The organism is Bacillus sp. TCT6 (assembly GCF_056033845.1).
On sequence record NZ_JBVYHX010000001.1, the window covers coordinates 3,540,578 to 3,556,415 of the forward strand.

The 15,838-nt window shown below is 38.0% G+C and carries 16 protein-coding genes; all 16 read right to left on the reverse strand.

All coding sequences use genetic code 11. From position 1 onward, the window contains the following. Positions 1-63: 63 nt before the first annotated feature. The 16 genes from rplS to recG all read right to left on the reverse strand — a co-directional run bounded on the left by rplS (position 64) and on the right by recG (position 15,606). Positions 64-408: a 50S ribosomal protein L19 gene (gene rplS, locus AC0ONG_RS17890; protein WP_001186516.1), complete on the reverse strand. Its 345-nt coding sequence runs from the start codon at positions 406-408 to the stop codon at positions 64-66. Positions 409-554: 146 nt separating this feature from the next. Next, positions 555-1,289: a tRNA (guanosine(37)-N1)-methyltransferase TrmD gene (gene trmD / locus AC0ONG_RS17895; RefSeq protein ID WP_000686901.1), complete on the reverse strand. Its 735-nt coding sequence runs from the start codon at positions 1,287-1,289 to the stop codon at positions 555-557. Then, positions 1,289-1,804 carry a ribosome maturation factor RimM gene (gene rimM / locus AC0ONG_RS17900; RefSeq protein ID WP_000170272.1) on the reverse strand — a complete coding sequence of 172 codons (516 nt, stop codon included), beginning with the start codon at positions 1,802-1,804 and terminating at the stop codon, positions 1,289-1,291. Before rimM ends, trmD begins: the two co-directional genes overlap by 1 nt. A gap of 120 nt (positions 1,805-1,924) precedes the next feature. Continuing rightward, positions 1,925-2,152, reverse strand: a complete 228-nt coding sequence (locus AC0ONG_RS17905; RefSeq protein ID WP_000737393.1) for a KH domain-containing protein — start codon at positions 2,150-2,152, stop codon at positions 1,925-1,927. A 14-nt stretch (positions 2,153-2,166) separates the two neighbouring features. Beyond that, on the reverse strand, positions 2,167-2,439 hold the full coding sequence (rpsP, locus tag AC0ONG_RS17910; RefSeq protein ID WP_000268748.1) for a 30S ribosomal protein S16: 273 nt from the start codon (positions 2,437-2,439) through the stop codon (positions 2,167-2,169). Positions 2,440-2,540: 101 nt separating this feature from the next. Further along, the gene (gene ffh / locus AC0ONG_RS17915) at positions 2,541-3,890 is read right to left on the reverse strand and encodes a signal recognition particle protein (RefSeq protein WP_000863460.1); all 1,350 of its coding nucleotides are present in this window, start codon (positions 3,888-3,890) and stop codon (positions 2,541-2,543) included. A 12-nt stretch (positions 3,891-3,902) separates the two neighbouring features. Beyond that, positions 3,903-4,235 (reverse strand): putative DNA-binding protein, encoded by a 333-nt coding sequence (locus tag AC0ONG_RS17920; RefSeq protein WP_000891062.1) that lies wholly within the window; start codon positions 4,233-4,235, stop codon positions 3,903-3,905. A 132-nt stretch (positions 4,236-4,367) separates the two neighbouring features. Further along, the gene (ftsY, locus tag AC0ONG_RS17925) at positions 4,368-5,357 is read right to left on the reverse strand and encodes a signal recognition particle-docking protein FtsY (protein WP_000007640.1); all 990 of its coding nucleotides are present in this window, start codon (positions 5,355-5,357) and stop codon (positions 4,368-4,370) included. 15 nt (positions 5,358-5,372) lie between these two features. After that, positions 5,373-8,942, reverse strand: a complete 3,570-nt coding sequence (gene smc, locus AC0ONG_RS17930; RefSeq protein ID WP_474203622.1) for a chromosome segregation protein SMC — start codon at positions 8,940-8,942, stop codon at positions 5,373-5,375. Positions 8,943-9,089: 147 nt separating this feature from the next. Further along, entirely contained in the window at positions 9,090-9,827 is a 738-nt protein-coding gene (gene rncS, locus AC0ONG_RS17935) for a ribonuclease III (protein WP_001146875.1), read from the reverse strand. A 58-nt stretch (positions 9,828-9,885) separates the two neighbouring features. After that, positions 9,886-10,119 (reverse strand): acyl carrier protein, encoded by a 234-nt coding sequence (acpP, locus tag AC0ONG_RS17940; RefSeq protein WP_000786062.1) that lies wholly within the window; start codon positions 10,117-10,119, stop codon positions 9,886-9,888. A gap of 69 nt (positions 10,120-10,188) precedes the next feature. Then, on the reverse strand, positions 10,189-10,929 hold the full coding sequence (fabG, locus tag AC0ONG_RS17945; protein WP_000911998.1) for a 3-oxoacyl-[acyl-carrier-protein] reductase: 741 nt from the start codon (positions 10,927-10,929) through the stop codon (positions 10,189-10,191). Beyond that, on the reverse strand, positions 10,929-11,873 hold the full coding sequence (gene fabD / locus AC0ONG_RS17950; protein WP_000515908.1) for an ACP S-malonyltransferase: 945 nt from the start codon (positions 11,871-11,873) through the stop codon (positions 10,929-10,931). The genes fabG and fabD overlap by 1 nt, the downstream gene beginning before the upstream one ends. A 14-nt stretch (positions 11,874-11,887) precedes the next feature. Further along, the gene (plsX, locus tag AC0ONG_RS17955; RefSeq protein ID WP_000684100.1) at positions 11,888-12,880 is read right to left on the reverse strand and encodes a phosphate acyltransferase PlsX; all 993 of its coding nucleotides are present in this window, start codon (positions 12,878-12,880) and stop codon (positions 11,888-11,890) included. Further along, positions 12,877-13,470 (reverse strand): transcription factor FapR, encoded by a 594-nt coding sequence (gene fapR / locus AC0ONG_RS17960; protein ID WP_000747349.1) that lies wholly within the window; start codon positions 13,468-13,470, stop codon positions 12,877-12,879. Before fapR ends, plsX begins: the two co-directional genes overlap by 4 nt. 87 nt (positions 13,471-13,557) lie before the next feature. Further along, a complete protein-coding gene (gene recG / locus AC0ONG_RS17965) occupies positions 13,558-15,606 on the reverse strand; it encodes an ATP-dependent DNA helicase RecG (protein WP_001000822.1) in 2,049 nt (682 codons plus the stop codon). Positions 15,607-15,838 lie beyond the last annotated feature (232 nt).

Sequence of the window (15,838 nt, forward strand, 5' to 3'; positions counted from 1 at the left end):
TACCAAAATTTCATATAGATTGGAAAAAGGGAGCTTGTGCATTTACAAGCTCCCATACATGTCTTATCGAATTTCTTTAATACGTGCTTTTTTACCGCGAAGGTTACGTAAGTAGTATAACTTAGCACGACGTACTTTACCACGGCGAAGTACTTCGATTTTCGCGATTCTTGGCGTGTGAACTGGGAATGTACGCTCAACACCTACACCGTAAGAAATCTTACGAACTGTGAATGTTTCACTAATTCCGCCACCACGACGTTTAATTACAACACCTTCGAAAAGCTGAATTCTTTCACGAGTTCCCTCAACAACTTTTACGTGTACACGTAAAGTGTCACCAGGACGGAATGAAGGAAGGTCAGTTTTTAATTGGCCTTTTGTAATTTCTGCGATTAATTGTTGCATATTAAATTCTCTCCTTTAAACAGATGCTCTTATAAAGTCTTAATAAATTACAGCGGAACATCGTTAATACGGCTACTGATTTCAGTAGCACAAATGTTATAATAGCATATTACTAGGCCTGTTGCAATAGCAAATATATGAAGTTATTACTGCTCTCGCTTTATTTCCTCAAGCCATTTTTTCTCTTGTTTAGATAGATCTCTATCATCTAACAAATCAGGTCTACGCGTATACGTACGGCGCAAAGATTCCTTATGTCGCCATTCGTCAATATTTTTATGATTCCCTGACATTAATACATCCGGTACCTTCATACCACGAAAATCAGCCGGACGTGTATAATGAGGATGCTCTAATAAACCTGTACTAAACGAATCCTCTACTTGTGAAGCATGATTTCCTAGCACGCCTGGCAAGAGACGTACAACACTATCAGTAATAACCATAGAAGCTAATTCTCCGCCCGTTAATACATAGTCACCAATAGAAATCTCATCCGTTACAAGATGCTCACGAATTCGTTCGTCATACCCTTCATAATGCCCACATACAAAGATCAAATGTTCTTCCCCTGCAAGCTCTTCCGCTTTCTTCTGCGTAAATCTTTCGCCCTGCGGACACATTAAGACAACTCTCGGCTTACGCTCTGTCTCTTTCGTCAAATCTTCTACAGCGTCAAAAATAGGCTGAGGAGTAAGCACCATACCAGCTCCTCCGCCGTAAGGATAATCGTCTACGCTATTATGCTTACTTGTTGTATAATCACGAAAGTTAACAACACGAAGGTTTACCGCTTCCTTTTCTTGTGCCTTCTTTAATATAGAAGATCCAAATACACCGGTAAACATGTCTGGGAACAACGTTAAAATATCAATTTTCATTATAGCAATCCTTCCATTACATGAATGGTTACTAATTTATTTTCAATATTAACTTGAAGTACAACGTCATCAATATAAGGAATTAAGAGATCTTGACCCTTCGGACGTTTAATCACCCAAACATCATTTGCACCAGGAGAGAGAATCTCTTTGATTGTCCCTAGCGCTTCTCCTTCTTCCGTTACAACGCTGCAACCAATAATTTCGTGATAGTAGTATTCACCTTCAGCAAGTTCACCTAACTGCTCTTCCGGTACTTTTATTAAAGAACCTTTAAACTTCTCTACTTCATCTACATTGTTATATCCTTCAAATGTTAATAAATCGAATGTCTTATGTTGGCGATGAGAAGTTACCTTCACTGGAAGATAGTCTGTGTCTTTCTCATTCGATATGTATAGCGTGTTTCCTACTTTATATCGCTCTTCTGGAAAATCAGTACGAGAAATCACACGGATTTCTCCTCTTACTCCATGAGTATTTACAATTTTCCCTACGTTAAACCACTTTGTCATAAATAGTATGTCACCCCTGGTTTCTATATAAATTAAGCATCTCCATTTCATAGATGGAACATGCAATCTCTATTTAAATGTTAAAAAAGGGAGAGGAATAACTCCTCGCCCTTTTTACGTTTATTGAATTTCCAGTGTTACTTTTTCATCATTATGATGTCCCACTGAATACAAGAGCATTCGAATCGCTTTCGCAACTCTCCCTTGCTTTCCAATGACTTTTCCAACATCCTCAGGATGTACAGTTAATCGATACTTTATCTCTCCGTTGCAAAGTTCCTGTGTAACTTTTACATCTTCAGGATGATCGACAAGAGGCTTGACAATCGTCTCGACTAACTTCTTCATAGTCATTGCCTCAATTACTTACCTTGTTTAGATAAGTGGAATTTCTCCATGATACCTTGGTTAGAGAATAAGTTACGAACTGTATCAGATGGTTTAGCACCATTTCCTAACCATTTTAATGCTGCTTCTTCGTCGATCTTAACTTCAGCTGGTTGAGCAACTGGATTGTAAGTTCCGATTTCCTCAATGAAACGTCCGTCACGAGGAGAACGAGAATCTGCAACAACTACACGATAGAAAGGAGTTTTTTTAGCTCCCATACGTTTTAAACGAATTTTAACTGCCATTTATAAAGCACCTCCGAATTTATTTCACACAGATAATTATATTAGCAAAAAGACTATTGCTTTGTAAAGTATTTTTTCTTAACAGAGCCATCTTTTTTTCCTTACATGAATGGAAACTTCAATCCACCTAGTCCTTTTTTCTTGCCTTTTTGCATTCCCGTCATCGTCTTCATCATTTTTTTCATGTCATCGAATTGCTTAATTAGACGATTGATTTCTTGTACAGTTGTACCGCTACCTTTGGCAATGCGCTTTTTGCGACTAGCATTGATTATTTCCGGTTGTTCTCGTTCTAATTTAGTCATAGAACGAATAATTGCCTCAATATGCCCAATTTGTTTTTCATCAACTTGCGCATTTTTCAGCCCTTTAATTTTATTTGCACCAGGAAGCATTCCTAACAATTCATCAAGCGGTCCAAGTTGACGCACTTGTCCAAGTTGTTCTAGGAAATCGTCAAGCGTAAACGAAAGCGTACGCATTTTTTGCTCAAGTTCTTTTGCTTTCTCTTCATCAACTGTAGCTTGCGCTTTTTCAATCAATGTTAAGACATCGCCCATCCCTAAAATACGGGATGCCATACGCTCTGGATGGAACGCTTCAATTGCATCTAGTTTTTCACCCATACCAGCAAATTTAATCGGTGTGTTTGTTACAGCCTTAATAGATAATGCAGCACCACCGCGGGTATCACCATCTAATTTCGTTAATACAACACCTGTTAAACCTAACTGTTCATGGAAACTTTGTGCAACATTTACCGCGTCTTGTCCCGTCATCGCATCGACAACAAGGAAAATTTCATCCGGTTTCGCAACTTCTTTAACTTTCGCTAATTCATCCATTAGTTCTTCATCAATATGCAGGCGACCCGCTGTATCGATTAAAACATAATCATGATGATCTTCTTTTGCTTTTGCAATCGCTTGTTTCGCAATTTCAACAGGACTTACTTGATCTCCTAAAGAAAATACAGGCATGTCCAATTGCTTCCCTAATGTTTCAAGCTGTTTAATCGCTGCTGGACGGTAAATATCCGCTGCAACAAGCATCGGTTTACGATTATGCTTTTTACGAAGCAAATTCGCAAGCTTACCTGTCGTCGTTGTTTTACCCGCACCTTGCAGACCAACCATCATAATAACAGTCGGTGGCTTATTAGCAACAGCAATTTTGCTTTGCTCTCCGCCCATAAGTTCTGTAAGTTCTTCCTGTACAACTTTAATTACTTGTTGTCCAGGTGTCAAACTTTTCATTACATCTTGTCCGACAGCACGTTCAGACACACGCTTCACAAAATCTTTTACTACTTTAAAGTTAACATCTGCTTCTAAAAGAGCTAGACGAACTTCTCTCATCATTTCTTTCACATCGGCTTCAGAAACTTTTCCTTTGCCGCGGATTTTTTGCATTGTCTGTTGAAGTCGGTCGGCTAATCCTTCAAATGCCATATTGCCGCCCTCCTAATCTAATTTTTCGATAGCTTCAACAACTTGTTTCATTTCTTCATTCACATGCTCTTCTTCGCTGATTAGCTGTTTTAGCTTTGCAACAAGTCGCTGTCGCTCTTGAAACTTTTGAAGTAATACTAATTTTTCTTCATATTCTTCAAGCATCGCTTCAGTCCGTTTAATGTTATCATACACGGCTTGGCGACTTACATCAAATTCTTCCGCAATTTCACCAAGAGATAAATCATCTAGATAATAAAGCGACATATAACTTCTTTGTTTTTGCGTTAACAACGATTGATAAAAATCAAATAAATAGTTCATTCTCGTTGTTTTTTCGAGCATGTTGGATCATCCTTTGTTAAGTGATTTCCCTTTACATAAGTTAGTTTACATGGAGTCCAAAAGAGTGTCAAGTTTTTTTCTTAACATCATATATTTTTATAGAAAAAGAAGCGGAAATACCGCTTCTTTCGCTTACGCTTCTTCTGTTTCTACTAAGTTCGCAAATAAACCATACACATATTGTTCTGGATCAAACTGCTGCAAGTCATCCATTTGCTCTCCTAATCCAACAAACTTCACCGGTACATCAATTTCGTTACGAATCGCTAATACAATACCACCTTTAGCAGTTCCATCTAACTTCGTTAAAACAATACCTGTTACATTCGTTGCTTCACGGAATGTTTTCGCTTGGCTTAAACCGTTTTGTCCTGTTGTTGCATCAATAACAAGCAATACTTCATGAGGAGCACCTGGTACTTCACGCTCAATTACACGCTTCACCTTCTCTAACTCTTTCATTAAGTTTACTTTATTTTGCAAGCGTCCTGCTGTGTCACATAGTAATACATCTACCTTACGTGCTTTTGCAGCTTGTACAGCGTCATACATAACCGCCGCTGGATCAGATCCAGATCCTTGTTTAATCACTTCTACACCAACGCGATCGCCCCATACTTCTAATTGTTCAATCGCCCCAGCACGGAATGTGTCTCCTGCCGCCAATAAGACTGACTTACCTTCTGATTTAAACTTATGCGCCAGTTTACCAATTGTCGTCGTTTTTCCTACACCGTTAACACCAACAAATAAAACAACCGTTAATTGGTCTTCTTGCATATTAATTTCGTTACTAAAATCGCTGTCACCTTTGTAAATTCCTACTAGTTTTTCTGAAATAACAGCTTGTACTTCTTTTGGATCTTGAATGTTACGACGTTGTACTTCTTCTTTCAATTGATCAATTAATTCCATTACCGTTGCGACGCCAACGTCTGCACCGATTAAGATTTCTTCTAACTCTTCGAAGAAATCTTCGTCCACTTTACGGTAACGATACACTAAATCATTCACTTTATCCGCAAATGAATTTCTAGTTTTTTCTAATCCGTGTTTAAATTTCTCTGTAACTGTATCCGTTTGTTTTGAAATTTTTTCTTTTAGTTTTTTAAAAAAACTCATACTTTCCCATCCTTCCTATTCACTTGCAATAAGTTCTTCTCCGGCATCTAAACGAACCGAAACAAGTTTAGATACCCCTGATTCTTGCATTGTTACACCGTACAACACATCAGACTCTTCCATTGTACCTTTTCTATGTGTAATTACAATAAACTGCGTCTCATCACTAAATTTCTTTAAATACTGTGCAAAACGAGCTACATTCGCTTCATCAAGGGCGGCCTCTACCTCATCTAGTACACAGAACGGTACTGGGCGCACTTTTAAAATACCAAATAAAAGCGCAATTGCCGTTAAAGCACGCTCTCCACCTGAAAGTAAACCTAAGTTCTGCAATTTCTTCCCTGGCGGTTGTGCTACAATATCAATACCCGTATTTAGTAAATCCTCTGGATTAGTCATTACTAAATCCGCTCTTCCGCCTCCAAATAACTCAGAGAATACCGATTGAAACTCCATTCTAATGCCTTCAAACGTAGTAAAAAAGCGTTTTTTCATTTCTTCATCCATTTCGGTAATAAGCTGGTGCAATGTCGTTTTCGCTTCTTCTAGGTCGTCTCTCTGCTCTAGTAAAAATGTATGACGCTCCGCTACGCGTTCATATTCATCAATTGCCCCTAGGTTCACTGTACCTAACTCTTCTATGGATAATTTGATTAATTTTACTTTCTTACGCGCATCTTCTGCAGGCATTGTCATTGTATATTTTAGTTTTGCCGCTTCAAATGAAATCGTATATGTTTCACGTAAATGTTGTAATCTATTTTCCAACTCTACATCAAGTCGGTTTATTTTCACTTCTTGATCTTTCAACATTTCAATAATATATTTATGTTTACCTGTCGTTTCTTTCAAATTACGCTCTAAATGTTCTACTCTCTCTTGCAACGAGACACGTTGTTCGCGACGAGAGCGAATTAATTCTGAAGTTTGATTACGATCATACGCTTTCTTCTCAATCATATTCGTAATTTGCTCTTCACCACTTGAATTAGATGTCATTTCTTGTTTTAAGAAAGCTAAATCCTCTTTCGTTTTTACAAGTGTCGCATCCGTTTCTTCTTTTCCCTTCGTAAATCGTTCAACTTTTTCTTTTTGATTAGATAAGCGTTGTTGCTTTTCAGCTACCAGCACTTTTAACTCAGTCATTTCTTTTTGAACTTTTTCTTTTGAAGAATGTTGCTCACTTTTTTGTTTTGTTAAAGCTACAATTTTACTATCTAACTCTGTGATATCAGCTTGAAGATTCGTTAAGATCCCTTCTAACGCCTCTTTACGCCCTTGTGTTTTTACTCGATCTTGTAAAAAACCTTCAATCTCTAAATCATAAATAGACAAGCGGTCATTAATACGATGTTCTTCTAATTCTAAACGATTAATCTCTTCTCTTAATTTCTGCTCATCTACACGCTCTGCTTCTACAGTTTGCCTTAGTTCGCGTATTTTCACTTCTTTTTCTTGAATCTCTTGTTTTACTGCTTTAACAAAGTTTTCTAACTTCGTTGTTTTTTCTTCCATATCAGTTAACTTGCGAGTCCACTCTTCCAGTTCACGTTGGCGTCCTAATAAAGAAGATTTCGCTTGTTTTACCGCTCCACCAGTCATAGAACCGCCAGGATTCACTACGTCACCTTCGATTGTTACAATGCGATAACGGTATTGCAGTTGTTTCGCCAACTCATTTGCTCCGCGTAAATCTTTCGCAACAATAACAGTACCTAATAAATTTGAAACTACATTTTCATATTTATTATTGTACTGCACAAGTTCTGCCGCCACACCTACAAACGATGGGTGTTGATTTACAATGCGTAATTGCTCAAATGATAACGACCTGCTTTTAATAACAGCTTGCGGTAAAAACGTTGCACGCCCATGTTTATTTTGCTTTAAAAATGCAATTGCATTACGAGCATGTTCCTCTGTTTGTACAACAATGTGCTGCATCGCTGCACCTAGAGCGATTTCCATTGCAACTTCGTATTCTTTAGGTACCGTTAACAGTTCCGCAACAGCACCCTCGATACCTTGCAACCTATTTTCTCTAGCTTTCAATACTTCACGTACACCTTGATAGAAGCCAGAATAATCTTCTTGCATCTCTTCAAGCATTTCTTTTCGAGAACGTGCCTGTTGCACAAATTGATATGCTTGATACAGTTTTGTTTCATTTTCACTATACTGCGTCTTACATTTCCCGAGCGCCGCCTCTGTCTTCTGTATGTTTGAGAGGATGCCAGCTACTTTTTCTTTCACTTGTTCGTAATTTTCTACAAGTTTCGTCTTTTTCGCTGTAATTTCCATACGCATTTCTACATATTTCGCATTCTCTTCATCCAGCCGCTCGTTTTTAGACGTTTGCTGTTTAGATTGTTCTTCAATCATAGATAATTCATTGCGATGACTAGCTTGTTGATTTAAAAGTTCAATATAGTCACCTTTTAAATTCTCAATCTGTTCCTCTAAATTGTCAGCAAAAGTAGCAAGCAGTTGCTCATTATCATGCAATTTTTGCTCTAACTCTTTTACTTCATTCACAAATTGCATTAAAGCTTCTGTACTTGACGCAATTTCACCATCGTAACTTTTAGCTTTCTCTGTTAATTCAACAATTAACTGCTCAAGTTGCGCACAATGCGTCGTAGCATTTTGCTTTCTCTCTTTTAACAACTCGCGCTGTCCTTCTAGTTTTTCTAGCTCTTTACTAGAAAGAAGAAGTACTTCTTGCAACGAATCTACAGACTCATCTACCGCTTGTAATTGTCCTCGTAATTCCTCAAGCTCTTCTTCACTTTTTTGTAAATCCGTTGACATTTTAGCTTCTTCGTCTTTATTATGCCCAAACTGATTTCGAAGCGCTTCCCATTTCTCATGCAATTCTTCAATTTCATGTACAATAAGCGCAGCTTCTACTTTCTCTAATTCTTCTTTATTCTCAAGATAATCTTTCGCAATAGAAGCTTGTCTTTCTAAAGGTTCTACTTGACTACTTAATTCATGAATTATATCTTGTACACGATTTAAGTTTTCTTCTGTTTCTGCTAACTTCCCTTCAGCTTTCTTTTTGCGAAGTTTGTATTTCAGTACGCCTGCCGCTTCTTCAAATACACCTCGACGCTCTTCTGACTTACTACTTAAAATCTCTTCCACTTTCCCCTGGCTAATAATTGAAAAAGCTTCTCTTCCCATACCAGAGTCCATAAATAAATCGATAATATCTTTCAATCTACATGATTGTTTATTAATATAAAAATCACTATCACCTGAACGAGATACACGACGTGTTACACACACCTCATTGTATTCAATTGGTAAACGTTGATCTTCATTATTTAAAGTTATTGTTACTTCAGCAACATTAACCGCTCTCCTCGTATCACTGCCTGCAAAAATAATATCCTCCATCTTTGCACCACGTAATGATTTTGCAGATTGTTCACCAAGTACCCAGCGAATCGCATCAGTAATATTACTTTTCCCGCTTCCATTAGGGCCTACTACAGAAGTTACACCTGGGACAAAATCAACAGATACACGCTCAGCAAAAGACTTAAATCCTGCTATTTCTAATCTTTTTAAAAACACGAAAGGCCTTCCTCCTATTCTCCGTTGCTATAACTGTTATCTATACAAAAACGAGCTATCATACGGATTTCCCTTCCTTTTATTCACAAACAAAAAGAAAGTTTCATTCTATGCATAAGGAATCCCCCTCATTCAAAGGGGGATTCCTTATAGTTGTTCTTTTAATTTTTTCAATGCTTCTGCAGCAGCTTGTTGCTCTGCTTCTTTTTTCGACTTACCACTACCAAGACCTAAAGCTACGTTATTTAACGTAACACGTGACACAAATTCTCGATTGTGAGCTGGTCCTTTTTCTTGCAAAATTTGATACTCAACATTGCCACTACCATCACGCTGAATCAATTCTTGTAACTGACTCTTATAATCCATCACATGAGAAAAAGCACCCTCATTAATTTTCGGATATACAATTTCTTTTAAGAATTCCCAAACTGTTTCTAACCCTTGATCAAGATAAAGGGCACCAATAAACGCTTCAAAGACATCCGCTAATAAAGCTGGTCGTTCACGTCCACCTGTCATTTCTTCACCTTTTCCTAATAAAACAAGGCTACCAAATGACAATTCGTTCGCAAAACGAACAAGAGATGGCTCACATACAATAGCTGCACGTAGTTTTGTTAACTCTCCTTCGCTCATTGTCGGATATTTTTGAAACAGATACTGCGATACAGTAAGTTCCAATACTGCATCTCCAAGAAATTCAAGACGCTCGTTATCTTCATGCGGTTTTTTTCGATGCTCATTCACATACGATGAATGCGTAAATGCTTGAATCAATAATTTTTCATCTGTAAACGTAATACCTATCTTTTCTTGAAACACTTTAAATGCTTCACGATATTTTGTTTCGTATTTTTTTTCTCTATATTTTCGGTACGGCATAGGTCCCTCCAGATATAAGCCAGAAAGCCCCGCTAAAAAACGGGACTTCACTTAAGCATTATAGATGACTCTCTATGTAAGTCACAGCATCGCCAACAGTAGCAATCTTTTCAGCATCTTCATCAGAAATTTCCATTTCGAATTCATCTTCTAATTGCATTACAAGTTCTACTACATCTAGGGAGTCTGCTCCTAAATCTTCCTTGAAGCTTGCAGCTGGTACTACCTCAGTCTCTTCTACTCCTAAACGATCAACGATGATTTTTGTTACGCGCTCTAAAACATCTGCCATTCCATTCACCTCCCCTCAAATATTATATTAAATATTGACCAAAAAAACTAGGTGAAATCGATTCTTTTATTACATTACCATACCGCCATCAACATTTAACGTTTGACCTGTAACATATTTGCTTTGATCAGAAGCAAAAAACGTTACAGCATTCGCGATATCTTGCGCTTCACCAAATTGAGCAGCTGGAATAACTTTTAACATTTCTGCTTTAATATTCTCATCTAGTACATCTGTCATATCAGTCGCAATAAAGCCCGGCGCAATTGCATTCACTGTAATATTTCGACTTGCTAACTCTTTTGCAGATGTTTTTGTTAATCCAATAACACCCGCTTTAGCAGCAACATAATTAGCTTGCCCTGGGTTTCCTATAACACCAACAACCGAAGCGATATTTATAATTCTACCGTGACGTTGACGCATCATATAGCGAGATACTGCTTTTGTACATAAGAATACACCTTTTAAGTTTGTATTAATAACTGTATCCCATTCTTCTTCTTTCATACGCATTAATAAATTATCTTTTGTTACACCAGCATTATTTACAAGAATATCAACTTGTCCAAATGTATCTACTGTTTGTTTCACCATATTTGTAACATCATCAGCATTTGCAACATCTGCTCTTACCGCAATTGCATCAGAACCTAATTTCTTAATTTCATCTACTACTTCATTTGCTTTTTGTTCATTACCTGCATAATTCACTACTACATTTGCCCCTTGTTTCGCTAAATCGATCGCAATCGCGCGACCAATTCCACGTGAAGCGCCAGTTACTAATGCTACATTCCCTTTTAACATCAGTTTTCTCCTCTCAAATTTGAAATGGTATCTTTTAATGTCTCTTCATCATATATCGCATATGCTTTCACTGATGAATCAATCGACTTCATAAGTCCAGCAAGTACTTTCCCAGGTCCAATTTCAATAAATGTATCTACTCCCTGCTGCACCATACATTCAATAGACGGGTACCATAATACAGGCGAATAAAGCTGTTCGATTAACTTTTCTTGAATGTCTGCACCACGTGTAATAACATCCGCCGTAACATTTGCAATAACAGGAATATTCGTGTCATGAATTGTAATTTCATTTAAAACACTTTGGAACTTCTCAGCTGCCGGCTTCATAAGTGAAGAATGGAAAGGCCCACTTACTTTTAGTGGAATTGCTCTCTTTGCACCATTTTCTTTCGCTCTTTGAGAAGCAACCTCTACACCTTGCTTCGTTCCAGAAATAACAATTTGCTTCGTACTATTCATATTAGCGATTTGCACTGCATATCCTTCACTTGTTACTTCTTCTGTAACTTGTTTCAGCATATCTAGGTCAGCACCTAATATAGCTGCCATCGCACCTTCCCCGTCTGGAACAGCTTCTTCCATATATTCGCCACGTTTCCTTACAGCATATACAGCATCTTCAAAAGTTAATGCACCAGCTGCTACAAGAGCGCTATATTCACCTAAACTATGACCAGCGACAAAGTTAGGTGTAATGTCATACTCTTTCAAAGCTGTCAAAATAGCAAAACTCGTTGTTAATAATGCAGGCTGAGCATTTGTTGTTAATGTAAGCTTTTCCTGCGGTCCTTCAAAAATCACTTCTGAAAGTGAATCTTGTAACACCTCATCTGCTTTTGCAAACACTTTTGCAACCTCTTTATTATTCTCTGCTAATTGTTTACCCATTCCAACTGCCTGTGAACCTTGGCCCGGAAAAAGAAATGCTATTTTTCCCATTTCAAATCCTCCTCTTATTGGAGTGACTCTTTCTCCATTACGCTTGAAATTGTAGGAATTACTTCTTTCGCTACCATTTCTCTCGTTTGACGAATCGCACTAAATATCGACTGGTCATTAGAAGAACCGTGAGCCTTAATGACAGGTGCTTTCAATCCAAATAATGCAGCTCCCCCATACTCCGAATAATCCATTTTATCTTTTAATACCATAAGTTTTGGCTTTAATACCGCCGCTGCTAATTTGCTCGTAAACGAACTCATTAGTTGTTCTTTCAACATAGAGAATAGCGCAAGTGCTGTTCCTTCTAATGATTTCAACGCTACATTCCCTGTAAAACCATCACATACAACAACATCTGCTACACCTTGCAATAAATCTCTCGATTCAACGTTCCCAACGAAATTAATTGGCGCATCCTTAAGCATTGCAAATACTTGCTTTGAAAGCTCGTTTCCTTTTCCATCCTCTGTTCCAACGTTTAATAGTCCAACACGAGGATTTTCAATTCCTCTTACCTTCTCAGCATAAACAGATCCCATTACTGCATATTGATATAAATGAATTGGTTTTGCATCAACATTTGCTCCAACATCTAACATAACAAAACCTTTTCCATCTACAGTTGGCATTGTAGGCGATAAAGCTGGTCGCTCAATTCCTTCCATACGACCGACAACAAATAATCCAGCTGCCATTAAAGCTCCTGTGCTACCTGCGGATATACAAGCGTCTGCTTCTCCATCCTTTACTTGCTGTGCCGCAAGTACCATTGAAGCTTGTTTTTTTCGACGAACCGCTCTTACTGGTTCTTCCGTCGATTCTATTTTTTCGTCTGTATGAAGAATAGTAATTCGTTCATCACTCGTTAAGTATTGACGAATTTCCTCTTCTTTCCCTACTAACGTAATATGTAAATCAGAATATTCCTTAATAGCTTTCATTGCCCCTAATACTACAGCCTTTGGAGCGTGATCTCCGCCCATTGCATCTATTGCGATTTTCATAAGTTGTTACCTTCCTCACTATAATTACTAGATCGATACATTTCAAAAGTGCCTGTAAAAACAAGTTCTTCTCCAACGAAGCTACGCACTTTGACAACCGTCCGTCCCTTATCATTCTCTACGTCTTCAACACGCGCTTTTGCAACAACACGCTCTCCTAATTTTACAGGGCGAATATATCGAATGGTAGACTTTGCAGTTAAAGCTAATTCTTCATCAATAACCGCAACAGCTAGTGAGTTTGCTTGCGCAAACAGATGATGCCCACGGGCAATTTGATTTCTTTTAAATACATGTTCTACCTTTACTTCAAAGATAGAGATTGCATGTCTATCTAATTCAATATCAATAATTTCTCCGACAACCTCTTCTAACGGTAAAGATTTCACATCTTCTTCATGTTGCTTTGTAGCTACATGTTTAATTCTCTCTCTTAATTCAGGAATAGACAATTCCATACGATCCAGTCGTACTGTTTGTATACTCACTTGAAATTTTTCCGCTAAATCTTCATCCGTAATAAAAGGATTTGATTCGATTGTTTGTTGTAATAATTCTTGTCTTTCTTTTTTACTTCTTCTTTTCTTCATACCGCACCATCCATTTTTATGACTAGGTACTAACAGTAGTATATAATCATTGAAAGTAGAATGCAACAATTTTTTTGTTGACTCCCTTTAATCGAGCTTCTCTCCTTGGAACACACCTGTCCCATCAAGATACGTACGCAAGGCAGCGTATTGATCATTGTGCCAAAATGCTTCTGACTCTACTAGTATCGCCGCATCTTGCCTTGCTGTTTCTAACGCTCGATAATCGTGTACCATGTCAGCAACCTTAAATTCCGGTAAGCCACTTTGCTTACTCCCAAAGAAATCTCCAGGACCTCGTAATTCTAAATCTTTTTCTGACAATACAAATCCATCATTTGTTTCAGTCATTATGCGCATTCTTTCTTTTCCTGTTTCTGATTTAGGGTCTGCTATTAATAAACAATATGATTGTTCACTACCACGCCCGACACGCCCTCTAAGCTGATGAAGCTGCGATAAACCGAAACGTTCTGCATCATAAATAACCATCACAGTCGCATTCGGTACGTTCACACCAACCTCAACAACTGTTGTCGATACAAGAATTTGCACTTTATTTTCACTAAACTGTCCCATTATCTCTTCTTTTTCCTGAGACGATAATCTCCCATGCATCAATCCAACTTGGCATTTCCCTTGGTAATGATGCGTCAGCATACTATGTAAGTCGATAGCATTTTGCACATCAAGTTTCTCAGATTCTTCAATTAGAGGACAAATAACGTATGCCTGTCTTCCTTTTTTTATCTCCTTCTCAACAAAACCGAGGACGCGATCTAACATATCATGTTTTGCCCAGTATGTTTCAATCACCTTTCTCCCTGCTGGCATCTCATCGATTATTGAAACATCCATCTCTCCAAATGCAGTAATTGCAAGCGTACGCGGAATTGGTGTCGCTGTCATAAATAATACATCTGGACTTTCACCTTTCTCCCGTAAAACTCGGCGCTGCGCTACACCAAATCGATGCTGTTCATCCGTAATAACGAGACCCAACCTATGAAATATAACTTCATCTTGAATTAAAGCGTGCGTTCCAACAAGAATATCTATTTCTCCTTGTTCTAACTTCGCTAAAATGTCTCGTCGTCTCGCACCTTTAACAGAACTTGTTAGCAGTTCCACCTTCATACCAAAATGCGAAAACGTTTCAGCAAGCGACTGATAATGTTGCTCAGCTAAAATTTCTGTAGGAACCATTAAAGCACCTTGATAATGAGCTAATTTCGATGCATAAAGGCCAATCGCAGCAACAACTGTTTTCCCAGAACCAACGTCACCTTGTAATAGTCGGTTCATCCGATAAGGAGATGTCATATCTTTTAAAATTTCATCTACAACTCGGCGCTGCGCACCCGTTAACGGAAACGGCAGTGCATCGATAAATTCTTGTAATTCTACTGACGGAATCTCTTTCTTCGTCCCTTTTGAATTTTCCCTCTCCATTTTCCTCAGCGTTTGCATTTTCAGCTGAAATAAGAAAAATTCCTCATATACAAAACGGCGACGCGCTTGCTTTAAATCCTCCTGTCCTACCGGAAAATGCAAAGCCTTAAGTGCTTCATATCTTGGTAATAATTTATACCGGCCTAACAAACCATCCGGTAACACTTCGACTATAGAATCTCCATATTCCTTTAACGCTTGAGCAATAAAACGACGCATCTGTTTTACTGTAAGTTTCCCCTTTACTGAGTAAACTGGCTCCACTTCTTGTTGACGTACAACTGGCCCAAAATGAAGTTCTGATACAGCAATTGTTTGACGATGTTGATCCCATTTACCAGTAATCGTTACCGTTTCATCTAACGTTAATTTTTGCTTATAGTAAGGCCTATTAAAACATACCGCCGTAATTAAATAACGACCGACGAGAACACGAACTGTTAGACGCGATTTCTTCTTACCATAATATTGCAGCAAAGGAGCACTATGAACCTTCCCTTCAACCGTTACACGTTCATCATGCTTTACTTCAGCAAGATCTTTCATCGCATAATCTTCATAACGGTACGGAAAATGTTCTAATAGATGAGAAACTGTATAAATACCCATCTCATGTAGTAACTCAGATGTTTCTCCTCCGATCCCCTTTACATCCGTAACAGGAACTTGTACAACATCATTCAAGATTCTCACACCCCGTCACATTATTTTCTTTATTGCATTTTATTTGAGTACCAATTAGCATCTGTAATCGCTCTCTTTCACCTTATATATTCTATCATAGGCATTCTAAGAGAAACTACTCAAATCCCTTATATAAAACAAGTAAAAAAGAGCCTCACTATTAGCAGCAAGGCTCTTTTCTCTCTTCAATATGCTAGCCTTTTGAATAAAAACTAGTAATAAACTTCATATT

Excerpts from the sequence above, each read along its gene's own strand:
- rplS (WP_001186516.1), bottom strand. The coding sequence starts at position 408 with ATGCAACAATTAATCGCAGAAATTACAAAAGGCCAATTAAAAACTGAC.
- acpP (WP_000786062.1), bottom strand. The coding sequence starts at position 10,119 with ATGGCAGATGTTTTAGAGCGCGTAACAAAAATCATCGTTGATCGTTTA.
- fabD (WP_000515908.1), bottom strand. The coding sequence starts at position 11,873 with ATGGGAAAAATAGCATTTCTTTTTCCGGGCCAAGGTTCACAGGCAGTT.
- trmD (WP_000686901.1), bottom strand. The coding sequence starts at position 1,289 with ATGAAAATTGATATTTTAACGTTGTTCCCAGACATGTTTACCGGTGTA.
- fapR (WP_000747349.1), bottom strand. The coding sequence starts at position 13,470 with ATGAAGAAAAGAAGAAGTAAAAAAGAAAGACAAGAATTATTACAACAA.
- rncS (WP_001146875.1), bottom strand. The coding sequence starts at position 9,827 with ATGCCGTACCGAAAATATAGAGAAAAAAAATACGAAACAAAATATCGT.
- rpsP (WP_000268748.1), bottom strand. The coding sequence starts at position 2,439 with ATGGCAGTTAAAATTCGTTTAAAACGTATGGGAGCTAAAAAAACTCCT.
- rimM (WP_000170272.1), bottom strand. The coding sequence starts at position 1,804 with ATGACAAAGTGGTTTAACGTAGGGAAAATTGTAAATACTCATGGAGTA.
- ffh (WP_000863460.1), bottom strand. The coding sequence starts at position 3,890 with ATGGCATTTGAAGGATTAGCCGACCGACTTCAACAGACAATGCAAAAA.
- AC0ONG_RS17920 (WP_000891062.1), bottom strand. The coding sequence starts at position 4,235 with ATGCTCGAAAAAACAACGAGAATGAACTATTTATTTGATTTTTATCAA.
- AC0ONG_RS17905 (WP_000737393.1), bottom strand. The coding sequence starts at position 2,152 with ATGAAGAAGTTAGTCGAGACGATTGTCAAGCCTCTTGTCGATCATCCT.
- ftsY (WP_000007640.1), bottom strand. The coding sequence starts at position 5,357 with ATGAGTTTTTTTAAAAAACTAAAAGAAAAAATTTCAAAACAAACGGAT.
- plsX (WP_000684100.1), bottom strand. The coding sequence starts at position 12,880 with ATGAAAATCGCAATAGATGCAATGGGCGGAGATCACGCTCCAAAGGCT.
- fabG (WP_000911998.1), bottom strand. The coding sequence starts at position 10,929 with ATGTTAAAAGGGAATGTAGCATTAGTAACTGGCGCTTCACGTGGAATT.